This window comes from Oligoflexus tunisiensis (genome assembly GCF_001748245.1).
Taxonomy (GTDB): Bacteria; Bdellovibrionota_B; Oligoflexia; order Oligoflexales; family Oligoflexaceae; genus Oligoflexus; species Oligoflexus tunisiensis.
The window spans coordinates 3,565,360-3,584,824 of record NZ_BDFO01000001.1; the positions used below are offsets into that span (position 1 = coordinate 3,565,360).

The 19,465-nt window shown below is 52.8% G+C and carries 10 protein-coding genes; 8 read left to right on the top strand and 2 right to left on the bottom strand.

Annotation, left to right across the window (positions count from 1 at the left end; translation table 11 throughout):
* The first annotated feature begins 5 nt into the window (after positions 1-5).
* The gene (locus OLTU_RS14890) at positions 6-1,703 is read left to right on the top strand and encodes an ABC transporter ATP-binding protein (protein WP_176736637.1); all 1,698 of its coding nucleotides are present in this window, start codon (positions 6-8) and stop codon (positions 1,701-1,703) included.
* On the opposite strand, the gene OLTU_RS14895 is transcribed toward OLTU_RS14890, so the two are convergent.
* Both OLTU_RS14895 and OLTU_RS14900 read right to left on the bottom strand, forming a co-directional pair.
* Complete coding sequence (locus tag OLTU_RS14895) at positions 1,642-2,952, bottom strand: hypothetical protein (protein WP_141733556.1); 1,311 nt, start codon at positions 2,950-2,952, stop codon at positions 1,642-1,644. The genes OLTU_RS14890 and OLTU_RS14895 overlap by 62 nt on opposite strands.
* A 171-nt stretch (positions 2,953-3,123) precedes the next feature.
* Entirely contained in the window at positions 3,124-4,389 is a 1,266-nt protein-coding gene (locus OLTU_RS14900; RefSeq protein ID WP_141733557.1) for an Lcl domain-containing protein, read from the bottom strand.
* Positions 4,390-4,647: 258 nt separating this feature from the next.
* Here OLTU_RS14900 and OLTU_RS14905 point away from each other — a divergent pair, with 258 nt between their 5' ends.
* The 7 genes from OLTU_RS14905 to OLTU_RS14935 all read left to right on the top strand — a co-directional run bounded on the left by OLTU_RS14905 (position 4,648) and on the right by OLTU_RS14935 (position 19,446).
* Positions 4,648-6,528, top strand: a complete 1,881-nt coding sequence (locus OLTU_RS14905) for a hypothetical protein (protein WP_141733558.1) — start codon at positions 4,648-4,650, stop codon at positions 6,526-6,528.
* Positions 6,529-6,670: 142 nt separating this feature from the next.
* Positions 6,671-13,081 carry an HNH/endonuclease VII fold putative polymorphic toxin gene (locus OLTU_RS14910; RefSeq protein ID WP_141733559.1) on the top strand — a complete coding sequence of 2,137 codons (6,411 nt, stop codon included), beginning with the start codon at positions 6,671-6,673 and terminating at the stop codon, positions 13,079-13,081.
* A gap of 2 nt (positions 13,082-13,083) precedes the next feature.
* Positions 13,084-13,476: an Imm50 family immunity protein gene (locus OLTU_RS14915; protein ID WP_141733560.1), complete on the top strand. Its 393-nt coding sequence runs from the start codon at positions 13,084-13,086 to the stop codon at positions 13,474-13,476.
* A gap of 166 nt (positions 13,477-13,642) precedes the next feature.
* Positions 13,643-13,936 (top strand): hypothetical protein, encoded by a 294-nt coding sequence (locus tag OLTU_RS14920; RefSeq protein WP_141733561.1) that lies wholly within the window; start codon positions 13,643-13,645, stop codon positions 13,934-13,936.
* A 306-nt stretch (positions 13,937-14,242) separates the two neighbouring features.
* Positions 14,243-15,472: an Lcl C-terminal domain-containing protein gene (locus OLTU_RS14925; RefSeq protein ID WP_176736638.1), complete on the top strand. Its 1,230-nt coding sequence runs from the start codon at positions 14,243-14,245 to the stop codon at positions 15,470-15,472.
* Positions 15,473-15,674: 202 nt separating this feature from the next.
* Complete coding sequence (locus tag OLTU_RS14930; RefSeq protein ID WP_141733563.1) at positions 15,675-17,471, top strand: WD40/YVTN/BNR-like repeat-containing protein; 1,797 nt, start codon at positions 15,675-15,677, stop codon at positions 17,469-17,471.
* A 151-nt stretch (positions 17,472-17,622) separates the two neighbouring features.
* A complete protein-coding gene (locus tag OLTU_RS14935) occupies positions 17,623-19,446 on the top strand; it encodes a sialidase family protein (protein ID WP_141733564.1) in 1,824 nt (607 codons plus the stop codon).
* The last annotated feature ends 19 nt before the right edge of the window (positions 19,447-19,465 follow it).

Here is a 19,465-nt window from a genome sequence, read left to right on the forward strand (position 1 = left end):
ATGGGATGAAGCGCCTTCTCTCACTGACGCGACCTTACTGGAAATACTATGGGGCCCTGTTTTTTCTCAGCTTCCTGTCAGCTCCTCTGGCTCTGCTGGCCCCTTTGCCCTTATCTCTGGTCGCGGACTTCGTCGTCGGTTCACGACCCGTGGAGGGCAGCTGGCTGGCCCAGTTGCCATTTTCGATCGGCACATCACCCGAGACGCTGCTGCTCATCGCCCTCTTCATCATGATTTTCACAACCCTTCTGCAGCAGCTGGACAGTTATGGCAACTGGTTGCTCCAGACTTACCTGGGCGAAAAAGTCTCCATCGACATCAAACAGTTCTTTTTCCAACACATCCTTCATCTTCCACTGCAAAAATATCGGGATATTCATTCAGCCGATTATCTTTACCGCCTGCAGACCGATATCCCCGCTGTCACCTATATCCCGATCCAATGGATCATCATGGCAAGTTCGACCGTAACGGTTGGTGGCATGCTTTACGTCATGGCCCGACTTGATCTGCGTTTGGCCCTGCTCGCCATCGGTGTCCTGCCGTTTGTCTATATCTTTCTCAAAGTCTATGAGCCAAAGGCCAGGCTTGGCTGGAATGATTATAAGGAAATGGAAACCCACTTTCTGGCCTTCCTCAAGGAGGCGCTGGGAGCGGTTCTGCTCATTAAAGGCTACGGAATGGAGCGGACGAAAGCTGAAGAGCTGGGAAAAATCGGGAGGAAGGTGCTCGCGAAAAATATGAAAGCCATACTCATCGAATCGCTCTTCGGTGGGTTGATTGCATTGATTTTGGCTCTGGGAGCCGGGCTGGTCCTTTACGTTGGAACCCACGCCGTGCTGCGCGGGACATTGAGCCTGGGCCACCTGATCCTCGTTATGGGATATCTCATCCAACTCTACAAACCACTGGAAACCCTGGCGAAAAAGACCGCAAATTTGCAATCAGCCATGGTCAGCGCCCAGCGCATCTTCGCGATTCTCGATCTCAAGCCCGATCCTCTGTATCTCACGGGAGTAACAGAGAAGCAGGCGTTTCAAGGCGAGATTGAGCTGCAGGATCTCCATTTCCGTTATGCCGATCGCCTTCCCACTCTGGATGGTCTTAATCTCCGGATTCCTGCCGGTAACTTCATTGGAATCTCCGGATCGTCCGGTGTCGGCAAATCAACTCTGCTCCAGATTCTCCTGGGCCTGATCAAGCCGGATCGGGGCCTGGTTTATTTTGATGGCAGGCCACTGCCGGAGATCGGGGCCGAATCCCTGCGACAGCTGATATCCGTCGTATTTCAGGATACCGTCCTGTTCTCTGGCACCATTCGCGACAATATCGCGTTCGGTATGCAGAATGTTTCCAGGGATGAAGTGGAGAAAGCAGCCCAGGACGCCCATGCCCATGACTTCATCATGCAACTGCCCAAGGGCTATGACACGCATATCGGCGAAAGTGGCCTCAGGCTGTCCGGAGGCGAGCGGCAGAGGATTGCCCTCGCGCGGGCTTTTCTTCGAAACAGACCGATCCTCATCCTCGATGAACCCACCAGTGCCGTGGATCAGTCCAGTGAAAAGCTGATTATCGATGCCCTGCAAAAACTCGTGCAAAACCGTACCACGATCCTGGTCAGCCACCGCCTGGAGAGTTTCAAAAATTGCCAGCAGCGCTATGAACTGGTGGGAGGCAAGCTGGTCGCTCTCGGTGCATGATGCTGTAATAAAGAGAGCGAGCCGCAGGGTCATCACGGATGACGAACCCGCATTGTTCCAGTTCACAACAGAGAAACCCGGCCTGCCGACTGGAATCGAGTTCCCGGTACACCTGCTCCTGCAGAATCAGAATACTGGCAGGCGCCTGACCCTTCAGCAGAATCTTCCGCATGCCCTCATAGCGTTTGGCCAGAACAAGGGACTGACCATAGAGATCGTATTCCTTCGGTGGCGTCTCAGGATAGAAGCCACTGATCGGCCCGAATGCAATCCCGATCCCGCAGTGGATGGAACCCTGAGGCGCCAGACGGGAGGCTTCGGCGACAAAGGCCTGATAAAATTCTTCCGCCAGTTGCAAGGCTCCGTCGGCCAGGGAGCCCTCGGGATAACGGAATGGATAGCCCACGCTGCAGAGGAAGCCGTCGCCCATCTCCTTGACCCGATAGGCGCGCGCCATGAGTTGCTTGCCGTCATAGCCTTGAATCATGATCGCATTGCATCTTTGAAATACGGCACGGAACAGCTCCTTGCCCTTGCTCGCGTCAATTTTCGAACTTTCGATGATATCAAAACTGATCACAAAGGCCGTGGATGGGGTGGTCGGCATCGTCTCTTCGAGCTCGTTGCCTTTCCGAATCTGCTGGATCTGATGCCTGTAGAACACTTTCTCGAGCTGCTTGAAGGCATGCTGGATGGCCTGGTTTTTACTGCGTGACATGAGGGCAATAGGGATGAACGTCAAAAGTTGAAAGGCAATCAAGAGATAGCTGACATGTTCATCCGGGCCGATCGCGACATCCCAGGCTATCATGCCCAGGATCAGACTGAAAACATACAGGAGCCCATACAGGATTGTGTCCAGGAATCTGGCGCCGCCGAGATTGAAAAACATGAAACCGAAAACAAACCACAAAGGTGTGATGTAGGAGTTGAAGGCGTCCGGCAGGTCCGACACCATCAAAAGATTGCCGATCACACCGAGGCATGTCGTCGCAACAAAGGTCAGGTGTTTCAGAAGTATTTTCCGGGTCCTGCGTTCCGCGCTAAAGCGCATCGGAATGTCGAGGAGAAAGAGCATGGCAAATGGCAAGGACCAGATGAACTGCCAGCCGAGTATGGCCATGAAGTCAAGTTGATGAGGGGAGTTAAATATGTGACAGAGAAGCCGGGCCATGAAGGAAATCATGATCGCTGCAATCATGCCTGTGAACGTAAACAATGTGCGCACAGCGATCAATTTATTCGACATGAGGCCTCTAACGGATGAAAGGGCGATCCTGGTCATCCTCGGGAGAGGAGTATGATGCTTGCCAGGATCTTAGAATATCAATTCCTTCCATCAGGGAGCAACTGCCGAGATGTGACGAGGCGTGGGAGCAACCCGGAGTGGGCCGGTTTCCGGCCTACTCCCAGGCTCGTGCTATTTTCTTACGCAAAGGACAGCATTGGACGTAACATAACCTTTTGAGGAGGGAGAACCGTTACCATTTGATAAGTTGATCATCCAGGCCTTGCCCTCTGGCGTTTCAGTTGAAGTCCACGTGCTGGGAGCATTGTTGAGGAGTATTTCCTTTAACTCGGTCCAAATATTCGCCTGCACTGCCTTGAGTGCTTCATCCTTGGTAGGGAGCCGCCAGTCGTTCCACCCATTGTACTCGAGCTTGTCGCAGTATGCTGTTGCCATGGTCCAGTTGCGCAGACCATGGTCCAGGCGTTTCGCCCAAAAGGTGGATTCGCTGGGCTGGAGATAAACGCAATCTTCTATCCCGTCGCAGGCCTTATCGCCATTGACATCGGATTCCCCGCTGCGCTCCCAATTCAGCCGTTCAGCGGTCAACTTCAACTGCAAGGAAAATTGAGGATCGGTGGCATCCTTCTCACCGATAGTCACAATACATTCGTTGCTGAGGAGTTCTTGCGGAACTTTGCCGCCCAGGAGCAAGCTTTTGGCTACGGGAGTCAGCTGCACCCAGTCGCAAACGCCTTCCATGCGAGCTTCCAGCTCTGCATACGTTCCGTCCGCTTTTTGTGCCTCGAAAATCCGCATGGGCAAGTCCATGCCCACCTGTAGCGTAAGATTTTCGCTTTTTCCACGCGTCCAGGTGAACTTACTACTAGGGCTAAAACCCGATACGCAGTTCAAGTCGTCTTCATTGTGAGCGGTAAAGACTTTGGTCTCCGTCACAAGATAGCTTGGAATGATATAGGCATCTTGCAGCGAGAAACCCATCGTTTCGATAAGCCCAGAGCAGCCAATGTTGTAAAGCCGCGTGGCTGATATTGAGGGATCCGTAAGGAAATACTTCTCCTGTCCTTGCAGATCGATCTTGTATAAAAATTTGCCCTCGGGCTGACAAGTCAAACGCGGTTGCTCCGCCACTTTCCAGCTTTCGTATTCCTGACTGTCGATGCTGAGCGTCCGGCTGCTCGCAAGAAGTTCGGACGAAACGCCTAAACCCCTGATCAAGCGGTTGACGCCTTCTTCATTCTCTCCGCAATCGATCCGGTATCCCTTGTTTTTAGAAACATAGACATGGAAAGAGGCGGAGCCGTCCTGGATTCTGTGAACCTTGACAGTGGGATCATGAGGACTGGCATCCTGATGCAGGGAGCTGACCTCCTTTTCCTGGCTGCATGATGTCTGGAGGGCAAACAAAAGAAGTAGAAGCTTGCGATGGAATTTCATGATGTCACTCTAGCATGTGTAGGGAATATGCGCTGTTGCCTACGTAAGGGAAGGACATGGCAGAGCGCTCGCTGGAGTCAGGAAGCCACCTTGGGAGAAATATTGCGCCGCCCTACCTGAGAATATCCCGGATCAACCATGGCCTGGTTTTGATTTCCCGAAGGCCATGCAATATCTCTCAAAATTCAGTTTCTGTTGGCAATCGACTGATTGATTCGAATTCAACTCATTCAAAGTATTAGCAAGGAACAGGAAGCCATGAGACTGCAGCATGCCAGGAAATTCTCCATCTTCGTTTTGATACCCACCATGATATCCACTGCCGCACAGGCTCAGGGTGGAAACCAATGGGTCGACTTCTTGAGCCAGAGCAAAATTTGCGCTGCAAACTGGACCTGGACAGAAATCCGTCCTTCCACGACTGAGACGATTACAAACAACTGCGAAAAGCGAACGGTCACTGTCCTGGATCGAGACGCGCCACCGAGTCGCGGCCTCTCGCCTGTGATTGCCGAAGTCTTGATTGGAAGTGGCCAGGCTAACGTTGAAACACCCGACTTGCAGGAGGCTCGTCGCCGTGCCGTCGAACTCGTTGTAGCTGAGTATGTAAAACAGGGTTATGACAAAAATATTTACAAAGAACCAGGTCTTATCAATCCCAGTTACCTGGACGCTAGCTATGCCTATTATGGGCAACTCGTCGGCAGCCAAAAGGTTCCAGATGATGCCATTCTGCCTCCGAAAGGGATTGCTAAAGAAGGATGGTCCTGCGGCACGGGAGTCGTCGGTGTCACAGGGCGTCCGTTGCAGCCGAGTGACTGTGGCAAGATTCGTATCGAAGTGGATGTCTTCGGCCAGTATCATCCCGTTACCTACACTTTGCCCACGAAGCAAATCCAGGAAAACGTCAACCCATCTTGTCAAGAAACTGAGATCAAGCATCATCCTGCGAAAATGGAAACAGGTATGAGCGACATTTTCATGAGTCTGACGGATGTCAGCGATGCGACCTATGCGTCGATCAAAGGTAACTCGATGACGGGAGCCGTGAAAAGTCGGTTTGAATGCCCGCATGGGATTCACCTGGACGAACCGCGAACCCAGTTACTCCATGCCTTGGACTGGATCCGCAAACAGCCGCAACCCCTTGATGCCAGCAGCGAGTCGGTTGCGGCCACGATACGGTACTTGAAAGCCCTGGCCTTGGAAAAAGCTGAAGCTTTGACTCCGGACCATCTCCGATCCGTTCTGCAGCTACATAAGGATTTCCCGCAGTTGGCCTTTGCTGGACAGGAAACTTTGGATACCGCTGTGGAGACTGCCGCTGAAGACATCCTCGCCAATAGGAAGAAATGGGAGGAAATTGAGAAAAAATATGGCGGAACTCCCCAGAATTCCTCCGTTGTTGGCGCGCAAGTCCTCGCCAAACTCAGTGAGGCCAGGATCTCGAAAAACGACAACATGCTGACCGTTGAGGCTTACGCCGAACAAAGGGAACTGGTCGTTCAGATCAGCCGCCGCCATCTCGCAAAAGTCTTTCGCATCAATGTGGACAGTGAGACCGTGAGTCTGCAGAGCACGCCCTATATGCAGGAGACTACGGCCACCACAGTCGAGAAGAGGGGAAGCTCCTATTCCAGCCTGATTCAGGACCTGTTGACAGATCTGGCTATTCTCCGCGACCCGAATTCAACGGGAGAGGAACTCTATCAGTATGTAAACGGACTTGTTTCCCCAACCCCCTCCGCCGCGGACACCGCTGCCGCCAAGCTGATGGAGCAAGTGGGAGTTGAGCAGAGATTTCGAGCCGATATGAGCGCAGAGAATTACACCCCGGTCATGTTCCGTATTGTTCCAGGCAGTGGAAACCTTCTCGCAAGACTGCAACTTAACAGCCGCAGTGGATTTACTGAGGTTGAGTTTTTCAAGACTCGCGATATCAGCGTCGAGCGTAATCACAACGGTCAGAAGAGCCTTTTGAGTTTCGATACTGCGGAGTATAACGCACTTCTGGATGAACTCATTCAGACCACCTCGACCAGCCAGGACCTGGCTATACGCGTTGGTCCTGCGAATGTACTTCCACACTTCGAGGCTTTACTTAACTATTTGAATGCATTGCGGGCCGCGAGCCGATGACGCAAGTTCGTGTTTAAAAGCAAGGGCAGGGGACTGGACCCCATGCGCTTTGCAGGAAAAGTGAGTCTGAAGCGTCTTAGAGCTTGCAAGTGATGCCAGTCTTTGCGAAGACCTTCTGCCTTGCGCACCACAGAGGATACCCATGTATCGAATTTTCTTTGCCCTTTTCGCTTGTCTTCTCGTGACTGTCACAGGAACGGCCCAGGATAAATCGGGAGCCCGCTCCGGTCTTGTCAAGCTTCCGGAGGCCGGAGGGACGGTTGGATCTGAGGGCGGCTCGTTCAGCGTCAGTAGTAACAAGGGAGCCAGCCAGTACCGACTCCCCCTGCCTGAACTGCCCGTGCGCTCAGGCTTTGGTCCCTCAGTTGAGCTGACCTACAATCAGTTTACAGGCGATCGCGGACAAGGATTTGGCATCGGGTGGTCGCTGTCGGTTCCATCGATAGAGGTATCGCTGGAACTCGGTATCCCGTTGGCAGGAGAAATGGAAAGCGGCGAGTTGCGGAACTATTTGACCCTGCAGGGGCAAAAGCTCATCTTTATTCGTCGTGATATCGGAGGCCTGATTTACCGGATGGAAGCGTCTGAGGAGGAGGTGCTCGTCACGTTCCACAGGCATCCCTATGCGATTGCCCACGCGAATGATGGAGCATCGATTCCTTCGGGCTTTGAAATTCTCTTTGGGAATGGTCGGCGGCAAATCTTCAGCGGAGATCCTGCCGTCGCTGAATCGAATGGTGCGGTAACCACCCGTTATCCCCTGGTGGCGGACGTCGCTCCCTGGGGTGAGACTATTCATTATACTTACATCAAGGATGAAGGACGCAGCTATCTCCAGGAAATTAGCTTTGCTGGTGGCGCCTCGCGCTATCGTTTCGAGCTGTTCGATGGCCTCGGTCACCTCACGTCCTATATGATGGGCTATCCTCAGCAGAGCCGCAAACTCTATAGCAAGCTCGTCGCGAGCCATGGGGATGCGGTCCATGCACAATGGTGCTTTGCTTATGTCGGACGCAACAGTACGGATCGTGTTGACTTTGCCGTAAGAGCCCACCAGGACTGCGCTGCACAGGCCGCAAAGGACCTGTTTCCCAAGATCAATAACGATTCCCTTTCAGTTTTGGACGAACTGCGGGCCATTTACCGCTATGGCAATGACATCGAACTCAAAAGCAGCACGGATCGTCTGCCGTCGATGTATTTCCAATATTCTTCGTGGACCGAAGACAGTCTCGTCAACCGCGACCTTGTTTATCCCATTCCGCAGCTCATCAGTGAATCCGGATTCTCGGTAGAGAATTATGAACTGGCGGATGTGAACCATGATGGTTTGGTGGACGCACTGCGGCGTAACTCCAATGGAACCAGTGATGTGTTTCACGCGACGGGTGACTTGAAGCAACCTTTTGCCAGCTCGACGTTTTGGACACTGAAGCGCGGGTCTGTCCAAGTTTCACCTGACCTATCCTCGCCAGCCTTTCATTTTGCTGATCTCAATGGCGACTCCTACGTGGATCTCCTTCAGCTCAACGTCAATGGCGATCAGAGCGCCATTTATCTGGGGCAGGCCAATGGGCATTTCGAATGGACCAGTCAGCTTGTGCGTCTGACTCAGGACAATTCCCTTGGCCCAGTTTCCTTTGAACGTGGTCGCGCCCAGTTCCAGGATATCAACGCCGACGGACTTACCGATATCCTCACGACCGCCTTCGACGCGGCGGGATCCACAGTCTGGAAGGTGTATCTCAATACATCAGTCAAGAACGGCAATCGTTGGAATTTCCGCTTTCTGCCAAAAACCTTTCGCTTTCCCTTTAGTCGCAGCACGATGACTCTCGCTGATCCCAATTTCCGCCTCCTTGATGTGAACGGTGATCAGCTCCCTGATGTCATCTATCTGAGCGATTCACCGGAGGCCGATAAGAGCGGCCTTTGCCTTTACATAAATAATGGTCAGCTTTACAGCAATGGTCCTGACAAGCTGCTGTTTGGTTCCGATGCGGAATCAAATCCACGTTGTGGTGAGGGAGGGCGCTTCCTGGACCTTCAAGGGCTGAAGGGGCAGCCGAACCTCTTTGGACTCTGGCTGATTGACGTCAACGGTGACGGCATTATGGATGTCACCACGCTGGGAGAAGACAATCACGAACTTCTGGTCTGGCTAGGCTTTGGCGACCAGACCCTGGCCGATCTTCCGTTGAAGCTTCAATTGAATTTGCCCTTGAAAGTCTCGGCCGGTATCGATACCTCGCGCAGCCGCGTGGCGGATATCGATGGCGATGGACAGATGGAAATCCTGCTCTTTGATGCTGGCGCCGATGCCAAATCCAAAGCGGTGATGATCGACTTCAACCGGCAGGCCGATCGCCAGCTCATCAAATCCAACCTTATGACGACCGTGGCCTTTGAATCCGGTCTCCGTTATGACATTCGCTATGCGACGTCGACCACGGAAAGGCTGCGTGATCAAAGATTGGGTCGGGCTGTTTCATCTTTGCACTTTCCCGTTGTGCTGGCGAAGCAGGTCGTGATTTCGCAAGGCGTGCCGTCTTTGGCTCGGAACTCCGTGGAGGTCCAGGAGTTCTTCTATCACCGCCCGTTCTATGATGCCGATGACAGGGAGTTCCTTGGCTTTAGCGAGGTTGAGGTGCTTCGCTACGGTGATAATTATGCCGAGGAATCGTCCCTCACCCGTGAAAGCTACTATACCTATGCCGATGATCGTGCCGCACGCAAGCTGGCTGGCAAACTCAAGTCGAAGGAAGTTCTGCGTGTGGCCGATGAGGAAAAATATCGTGAGAAGGCCACCCAGAGCAACCGCTTTGATCCGAACGATCCTGTCACGCACTCCTGGTTGGAGGAATCTCAGCGTCAGAGTCTGCCTCCTGTCAGGCAGCTGGTGAGTCGCGAGAGCCATGTTTGGGAAACGGTCCCGCAAGCGGATGGCTGGGTGTTTCTGCGCCTGACCGAGCAAAGCTCGCAGCGCAATGGTGATGAAGAAGGGGAGGCCACGGCTTCGCCTTACACCAGGAAGTTAGTCTATGAGGACTTTGACGCGTATAACTTGCCACATCTGATCCGGGAAACGATCGGTTCCATCAAGGCTCCATTCCAACAGCATTTGCCAGAAGTTGTCACCGAAACGTCGTTGGATTACGAGGATTCGCGTCGCAAGCTCAAATCCAGGGGCATTGTGGATCGGCCTGACTACCAGCTGGTCCAGCGAGGTGGGGAAATCCTTTCCTATCAGCGTTATGTGTACGAGGATCGCGGCCTTGTCGAACAGGAGATCGATTTTGTCCAGAGCCGTCTGAGTGGTGACATTCCAGGTTTCGCCGGCGAACGACTGAGCGAATATGAGAGAACCGTGACCTACGGTCATGATGCCTTTGGGAATCGCACGAGTATCCGTGATCATTTCGGTTTGGTCGAATCCGTTGAGTTTGATCCTCAGGGCGTCTTTGCCATGCGCAGAACGCTGCCGAAAGCCAGCCCCGTAGCCGAGGACCTGATCTGGAAGTTCGATTACGAAAAAGGGAGATTGGACCACTTTACCAGTCCTCTCGGCCTGAATATTCAGATTGAATACGATAACCTGGGTCGCCGTATTCGCTTTCTGGGTTCGGATGGCAGCGAGCAGCGCTATGCCTACAAACTGGGTCTGCAAGGTGAGCCGACGCTGATCAAAACCAGCGTGCGTCGCTATGTGGAAGCCTTACAGCCGGATGCCGGTGAAACGCGCTGGATTGAAAGAATGGAAGCTTATCGTCCAGATGGTCAGTTGATTGCCAGTGTTGAGGACGCGACTGCGGTTGCGGTCGCGGGATCTCCAGCGAAAACCGGAATTCGCGTGAAAGAATTTGCGGCCTACGATCGTAACAAGCGCAAGATTTTCACATGGACGCCATACACCATTTTTGATGGGGCGCCTTCAGTCGCCACAGTTTTTGCTAACGCTGAGGCCATACCCACTCCGGTAGATCAGATTGGAGTCCGAACCCGGTATGACTTCCTAGGCCGCGTTTCCCGTGAGACGTTTCCATCCGGTCTTGAGGTCGCTTATGAATATGCCCCCTGGGGACAGGTGGCGCGTCAGAGCTATAAGCGGCGTAACCAGGACATTCAGGTGGCCACTTATCTGATTCAACACGATCTTGGGCTCTACGCGCAAGTGGAAGAGGACAAGAAGAGTGGCGAAGCCCATGTCACGCGTTTTGAGCGGAATGGGCGTGGCCAGCTCGAGGCCATTTATCTGCCAGGGGAAAGCGCCCCGAGGCGACTGGTTTATGATAACCGCGGGCTGCTGGAAAAGCAGGAAATTCCAGGCCTGGGCACGACCTATCAGCTTTATGATCAAAGAGATCGTTTGGTCGCATCGGTGCGGTTGGATAAGAATGAAAAAACTCAGCGTATTGTCGAAAACATCTATGATCAGCAGGATCGTCTCACGACGCAGATCCTGGATGGATCGCTGGCCCATTCCAATAGCTACGATGTTTATGCCGATGGATATACGCCTGACGCTCAGCATGGAGCCGTAAAGAAACCGCTGGGACTCCTGACCAGCACCCGTAGCTACGATGTGGCTCACAAGCTTTTCGATTTCGAAGAGAAGCTGGCGTACAACAGTTCGGGCGAGATTGTTCATCGGCAGGTCAAGCTTGGCAAAGATATCTATCAGGAGAGCTATCAGTATCTCGTTGATGGAAGCATCAAGGGCGTTAAAAACCCGATGGGGCTTGAAGGCTTTTACGCAAGTGATGCCGCAGGTGCGTTGCGTGCGGTCAAGATTCGACTGCCGGGTTCGCAGCAGATTGAATCCATCATGGATAGCATCAGTTACAATGCCAAGGGTCAGATTGATGAAATTCTCTATCGACCCTTCCAGGGATCCTATTCAGCCACCCGCTTGAGTTACGATCCCAGGACTCTGCTCCTGCAGAAAATTCAATCAAGTTTCCATGATGGGAAGGCTCGGCAGCCGCTGCAGGACCTGACCATGGGTATCGATGGTCATGCCCATATTCTGTCCATTGAGGATGGAATTCAGGATAGCGCCCTGGGTCTGGTCAACCGTACGGCCCGGTTTGACTACAACTGGAAGGGAGAGTTGATCGAATCCCAGCGTTTCCAAAGAACGTTGCATTACGATTACAGTCCCATGGGTTCGTTTGTTCGAAATGATGAGCAGGGACCGGGTACGATCACTGCGCATCCGGACAACGCGATGATCCCGCAGGGACCGGAGGGGCAGACCTATAAATTCAACGATTTTGGTGAGTTGCAAAGCAGCCCGCGGGTGATTGCGACGGGATACAATGCTCTCGGACAGTTGGTGTTCGTCGAGACTGCTCAAACCAAGAGCTACTTTGGTTACAATGCCGCCGGGGATCGCGTTTACAAGCGTGTTGTGGAGAAAGCCAATAGTGCTTTGCGGGAATCCTTCTACCCGATGCGTTCCATGGCGGTCGAACCAAAGGGTTCCCAGTCGTACATCTTCGTGGGTGAATCACGTCTGGTACGCCTCGAGGATAGGACTGGGGAATGGTATTACTATCTGAAGGATCACCTGGGCTCTTCGGATATCATGATGCATGCCTCGGGCCAGCCGGTGGAGCAGATGCTCTATCAGCCATATGGAACTGAGGAGAAACCTGAGACGCTCGCGCCGGCCTGGGCAGAACAGACGGGCAAGGTGGCTTCGATCGCGCCACGTGAAAAAACCCACCACCGCTTCACGGGTCATTATCTGGATGACGACTCGGGTCTCTATTACATGAAGGCCCGCTACTACGATCCGCAGCTGGGTCGTTTCATTCAGCCTGACCCTCTGTTCATGGCCCAGCCTTCGCTTTGTCAGGCGCGTGTGCGGGAATGTAACCTCTATGGTTATGCACAGAATAACCCGTTGAAATATACAGACCCGACCGGTACGATAATTGAAACGGTCTGGGATATCGCTAACGTAGCCATGGATGTGGCATCACTGGCCGGTAACGTGGCGTCGGGTAACTGGGCCGGCGCGGCCGTGGATGCGGCGGGACTTGCAGCCGATGTCGCTGCAACTGTGGTACCGGGCGTACCGGGTGGAGCGGGTACAGCGATCAAGGCTGCGCGTGCGGCTGATAAGGCTGCCGATGCTCTGAAAGCAGCGAAGCGGGCTGAGGGAGCCGCTGATGCAGCAAAGTCGGCGAAACGGCTTGAGAAGGCTGCAGACAAAGCACCAGTAGGTAGGTCAGGTGCCCTCAATGAGGCAAAACGAGATCTGGGAATTCCGCGGTCTCAACATCCAGATTCAGTTACGCGGGAGCGCATGACAAACCGAGATGGCTCGACAATTCTCAATGAAAATAAACAGCCTATCATGACTCGAGAATATACGTACACTAAGCCGGATGGATCAAAGGTTGTAATTCAGGATCACAGCGCTGGGCATAAGTTTGGTGAAGGGGGAGTGGGTGATCAGGGGCCACACTTTAATGTTAGGCCGCCCGAAAATACTCGAACTGGAAGTGTGCCAGGCACAAAAGAGCACTACAACTTTAAGGACTAGACATGAATTGGTTCGATACACTGAATGATAAACGTTCTTTGGAATCTATCTATGGAGCAGAAATCCCTGATTTAGACTCAGTCTGTATTCGGGAACTTACTCTTGATGAAAACGGCCCAAGTTTAAAGATTAGGTTTGACTTCGGTAAGTTCCCAAGCAACCCTCCATTAAAATGGGCTCAATCGGGATTTAATACAGTTCAGTGTGTGCTCGTCTTTGATCAGCTTTCAAGCGTGCAAATACACGGATGGTTGACTCGCAATGTTGGTCAGCTTGAGATAGTGCAGGAAAGTCCAGCCAGGTTTAAAGTGACGTTTAATGGGAGCAGCTCTAAATTCTGGTTGGACTGCGGACTAATTTGGTTACAAACCATAAGTGCCTACACTAACAATTAATTTAGAATATGAGGTTAAGACTGAATTTGGGAAGTCGTACTAGCGGGGCAATTCACTATCAATGAGACTCGAAATCCTGAATGTCAAGAAGCCAAGCGGAACTGAAACAGTCGTCGAAGGTGATACTGGATTGGGGATCATGTCAGGACTCTGGAGATCCAGGCACATGCCTACGGTTGGCGAGGAGCACGATGTTGAGCTGACTCTCCCGGATCCTACGGAACTCCGTGTACTTACAGCCCAGCAGGATCATGAACCAGGAGTGCAGGCTGCCGGCCAGGACTATTTCCGTTTCAGGGGGGAATGCGAAGCTGTTCACGAAGATGACGTGATTATAGTGCGTCTTGCGACAAACTGGATCGAGATGGTCAATTCCGAGAACTTCGCGTGCAAGGTCGGCGACTGGATCGAGTTCACCGTCCCGAAATCCCAAGTTGAAATCTATCCTATTGGTGGCTAAGTCCATGGCCAGGGCAGTCTTTGGCCCTGGCACCTCCCTCTTCAAGCTTTTTCATCCCTCAATAAACTCAATCCCATCGCCAAGATAGCCATGATTTGCTGCGTTTGCAGTAATATCGGATTTGATACGTCTCTCTTTATGAGCGTTTGATGAGCCGCTTGCAGGTTATCGATCAGGCGTTGAGTCGAATGTTTATCATAAGGATTCTTGACTATGAAATCTCCTTTCTCATTGTTCGCGAAACCTCTGGTGTTAGCGGCTTTACTGGCTGGGTGCGGGGCCGGCACGGAAAATTCGGAAGTTAAAATGAACGCCGTTACGAACGATGAAAACAATACAGTCGCCAGAATTCGCGATGGTGACACCATATTCTATGTTTACGTCACGAACCTTCCAGAGACTGGTGCAAAGAAGGGCTATCGCTTTGATTGCGATACGATACCCAAATTGCGCAGGTTGATTGCATCGACAGGCTTCCCGACGGATTTTCTGAATGCGACTCCCATCCATGATTTTGATAGCCAGGAGACCATGGAACTTAAGCTGGATGAACAGCCCCTTCTGAGTTGCAATAACCCGGAAAAGACGTTTTATAAAGTCGAATTCCCTGATAAAACACGCTATTTTTTCGCTGATAGCGCCAAATCCAGAACGCGCCTCTACAATATTGGCTGCCAGAGCCTTGCCGAGAACATGGGTTTCAAAACCGAAGCAGCCGTTGCAGTGACACCTGATTTCATCACGAATTTGAAAGTATTCTCAGCCGATGACGGTGATGATATCAGTTGCATTGAAGGATATGAGATAGGAGCCGGCCTCGCCTGGACCAGCGGCGCTGACACGACGCTGGTGCTGAACAAAGCGCAGCGACTGCCGCTTACGACGTTCGCAGCGAACAGGGTTGACGGAAGCTCAGCGACCTTGAGCTTGAAGAGAACCGGAACGTGTGACTGGGTGGAGAGTACACAGGTCAACGCAGCACTCCTCATAACCGGTCAAACTCCTTATGACTTTCAAGGAAAGGTGAGCTGTACCCTGGACATCACGGCAGAAGAAGGAACGCCCCAGGCCGAGAAAAAGACCCTTCATATCAAGGCTCAGCCTCTGCCTGTGGAAAGCAACGGTTGGATCAGGGATCCCAAGTCTGACACAGGCGTCGGGGGAGCCCCCGGTGAAGCGGGCGATGGCCTTTGCAATGGCAATGAACATTGCGTGTATCGGGACACACGGGGGCGCTTGTGGTCACGCGTGGATAACACGTATCGCAACTATGACCAGGCGCAAACCAATTGCTTCAAGCTTGTCTATGGCGGATACAGCGACTGGCGCCTGCCGACAGTGGACGAACTCAGACTGGCTTATCGCGACAAAATTTATGATCTGAAGGAACCTGGCAAGCTGGATATGTATTCCTATTCCTGGTCTGTCAATGCTGTGGAGAACGATCCTGCTCAGGCTTACTTCGTCAGTTTCTACACGGGTGAGGCGCTGAAGAAGGCCAAGACCACGTTGCTTATGCACCTCTGTATTCGATAAGGGCTCGCTGGAGCTATCCTCCAGAGCGGGAACCCGACATGGCCCGCCCGCTCTTAAAAAACTTAACCATATCCGCCGTCAACTGTCGCAAAAGGCCAACTGTTAACCCTTGCTTCGGGGGTGTTTAGATGGTATCGATAGGCCGTTTTGAATAACTGTATGCTCTGGACTACAGGCTCTGTCCGAATTTAAGGAAGATATCGTGCTGAAAATATCGCAGCTCATTCTTTTGTCTGCCCTTGCGTTCTCCTGCAACAGCGAATCGACCAGTGAATTGAAACGATCCGCCATTCCCAACGACCCCAATGTCCGCGTCGTTCGCGTTATGGATGGCTCTTTGATCAAGTTCGTGATGGTTTCTGGCAATAAGGGCTTCGAGCTTTCGTGCAGCGACCCTTTGGGACTGCTCCGGCTCGTGGATGCGACGGGCTTCCCCAGCATTCTCTTGAACGCCTATCCTCCCATTACCATGGACGCTGCTGCCGATCTGAAGATCGACCAACAGCCCAAGCTGACTTGTAAGTCGGACGACAAACTTTTGTATAAGGTTGATCTGGACGGGAAAACCAAATACTTCTTCGGTGCCAAGGGCTCGACCAAACTCTATATGTTTGGCTGTCAGGGTCTCGTCGACGCGATGGGTTTTGACCTCATGAAGGCCCATCCCCTCGACCCCATGCTCATAGATGAAAATCCCATTTTCAATGTTTCCGACGAACAGGACCTGAATTGCCTTCAGGGCGTGGCGATCGGAAGCAAAGCGAGCTGGGATGCCGGAAAAGAAGGTTCCATGGTGGTCACCCCGGGGAAGGAAATCCCTGTGCTGACTTACGCGGCGAAAAACCCGAACGGCTTGAGCGCATCCTTGTCTTTAACGAAAGAAGGGCAGTGCGACTGGCTCAATATAGTCAACCTGCCAAGCGCTCTGGTGATCAACGGCACAGTTCCCACGGAATTCATCGGACAAACTTGCAAGCTGACAGTGACCGCGGATGCCGGCACCATCGCTGAGGATTCCAAAAGCCTTCTGATCGAAACCTGTAAACCCAACACCATCAACGTCGGTGGCGTTTGCCAACCGATCGCATCCGTTCCGAAGGTTTTCAAATGGGCCGGTTCTGAAACAGTCTACACGCCCGGCGTTGACTTTGCCACGGGACAGGTGGGATTTCGCGCTGCCATGAGCCACGTTTTGAAAACCAACGATGGCGGGCAGACCTGGACCTATGCATTTGAAGGGCGGGCGGAAACGATGTCGTTCAGCAGCCCCACCGTGGGATGGTACTCGGGCGAGGCTAATGGGTTGGTCTATCGCACCACCGATGCTGGCGCAACATTTGAACCTATCGTCATTCCTCATAAAGTCATGTGGAAGCAACTCTTTGCTCCCTCTGAAAACAATGTTTGGGTGACTGGTTACTATAATCAGATGGTGCGGACTCAGGATAACGGCGCAAGCTGGACAGAGATCCGGCTGCCCATCTTCCCGAACTATGCCGTCCGCTCGCTCGAATTCGTATCAGCGTCGATTGTTTATCTGACTCTGCAGACCTCATCCGATGCCGATCATCCCAACCAGGTCTGGCGTTCCCTGGATGCCGGGGAAACCTGGCAGCAGGTATTGGCGCTAGGCTATCAGGAACCTCCAACTGATATCCATGCACGGACTGCAAATCATGCCTGGCTTGCCACGCAGGGGACGATTTATCGGACCGCAGATGGCGGCAAATCCTGGGAAAAGCCAAAGTTTATGCCTGTCATTGCCCAGGCAGAGCAGGTGGCATTTCATGACGAGAGAATCGGTTGGGCGGTGGTCCGCCTGCCAGAGGCGTCGCACAAGACGCTTCTTCTCACCCGGGACGGCGGGATCACCTGGTATCTCGCTCCCAATGCCAATATTGAAGGCATAAGTACCTTTGTTAATTTGAAAGCCTTCGGTCCTTCCCTTGTCGTTGGTTACGACGACCGCGGAAACACCCTTCGAATCACAGCTGAATAACGGCTGACTTCGGCGCGTCACAGAACGGGGGCATTGTCGGGCATGAAGAATACTTAACTTTTTTTCATGCTTCTGCAACAAACCCCTGCCTTCCGCATCCGAGTCCTTGCCGTGTGACCCACTTTACATTCGAGTCGTCAGGAGATTATGCGTGTTCAACAAGAAAGACCTCTATGGATTAGGCCTGGTTACTGCTCTCGTATCAGCATGCAGTGCCACGCCCGGTGACAGTACGCTGTCCCAAAATGCCAAAGCTGAAGATCCCAACACCACCGTCATCCGGGTGCGTGATAACGATTTGACGCGGTTTGTCATGGTCTCCAACGGCAAAGGTTATGAGCTAACCTGTAAGAACCCTATTGGTCTCCTCAAGCTGGTGGACGCCACGGGATTTCCCAGCAGCCTTCTTAGCAATTACCCTGCGAAATCCATCGATAGTGAAGAAGTTTTGGCTTTGAAAATTGATGAACAGCCGAAGCTCGACTGCGAAGTCGGCCCGCGCATTCTCTATAAATCCAATCTCGGCGGCCAGGATAAGTATTTCTTCGGTGAAAAGCGCGGCTCCAACACACTGTTCATGTTTGGCTGCCAGGCTCTGGCCGACGCCATGGGTTTTGACCTGAGCAAGGCCCGGGTCCTGGATCCCACCTTGATCGAAGATGAAATTTTCGACGCCAGCGACGCCAATGATATCAACTGTCTTTCGGGTGTTGCCATCGGCGCCAAGCCTCGTTGGGACCTTGGCGAAGACAAGCAAGTCTTCGTTGCCCCCAAGCAGAAAATTCCAACCTATTCGTTCAGCGTTCGGAATCCAAATGGTACCCAGGCGCCATTGACCATTAGCACGGAAGGTGCCTGCGAGTGGATCCAACCGACCCAGCTTCCTACCGTTCTGCTTATTAACGGTGAAGTGCCTCTATCCTTCCGCGGCCAGCAATGCAAAGTCACCATCACGGCATCTGCTGGTACTGTGACAGAAGACAAGAGAACTCTGGAGTTCAAGAGCTGTGCGAATAACGCCATCCTGAGCGCGAATGGCCAGTGCCATACCCTTGTGAATCGTCTGACCGTGAACTCCAGTCCTGCGGATAAGGATGGTGTGATCTTCTCGCCAGCGTTGGACATGGCTGACGCGCAAACAGGCTGGTTTGTCGGGATGATTGAGAACGATGGCATTGTTTTTGGAACCCGGGACGGTATTACCTGGAGTCAGCAGCTTAAGATCCCTGAGTCCATCGACGACGTGGCTGCCGTGAACAAGGACATTGTGTGGGTGGCAGGTGGCCAAGGCTACGTTGGCAAAACCCTCGATGGTGGCAAAACCTGGACGGATGTGAGGACGGGGTCGAACGAATTCACTCCTTTCATTACAGCAGTTGACGCGGACCACGCCTGGGCAGCCACCTATAAAGACGTGTATCAAACCGTGAACGGTGGGCAGACCTGGAGCAAACTTAACGCTCCGGCCGGCGTCGGCTTTGGAAATATCAACGAAATTCGTTTTGCTGACCAGACCAACGGCTATGTCTTGACTTCAATCGGCATCACCGCTCAGGTCACCCTCTATGTAACGAATGATGGCGGCCTCAGCTGGCGTTCACTGCAGATTCCCCATAACCCTCCAGCCAACAGCGCGATGGAATTCCTGTCCATGCATGTGCTCGATGCCAACGTAATCTCACTGGTCTCGTCCTCAGGCTATATCTACCGTTCGGAAGATGGCGGCCTTACGTTCAGCCAGTCAAAGGTTTTCAGCGGCAACGAAACCATCGGCTGCTTGAACTTTGTCGATGCCCAGACGGGTTTCCTGGCCTTGGGCAATCGCATCCTCTCCAGCCGTGACGGCGGACGCAGCTGGGGTCAAATCCTGACCGCGGACAATGCTGATAATCTCGCTGTTTGCGACTTCGTGGACCCCTCGAATGGGTGGTTCATCAACAACTGGGGCACTGTCACCAAGGCATCTGCGCTTTAATTGTTTAACTATAGGTTAG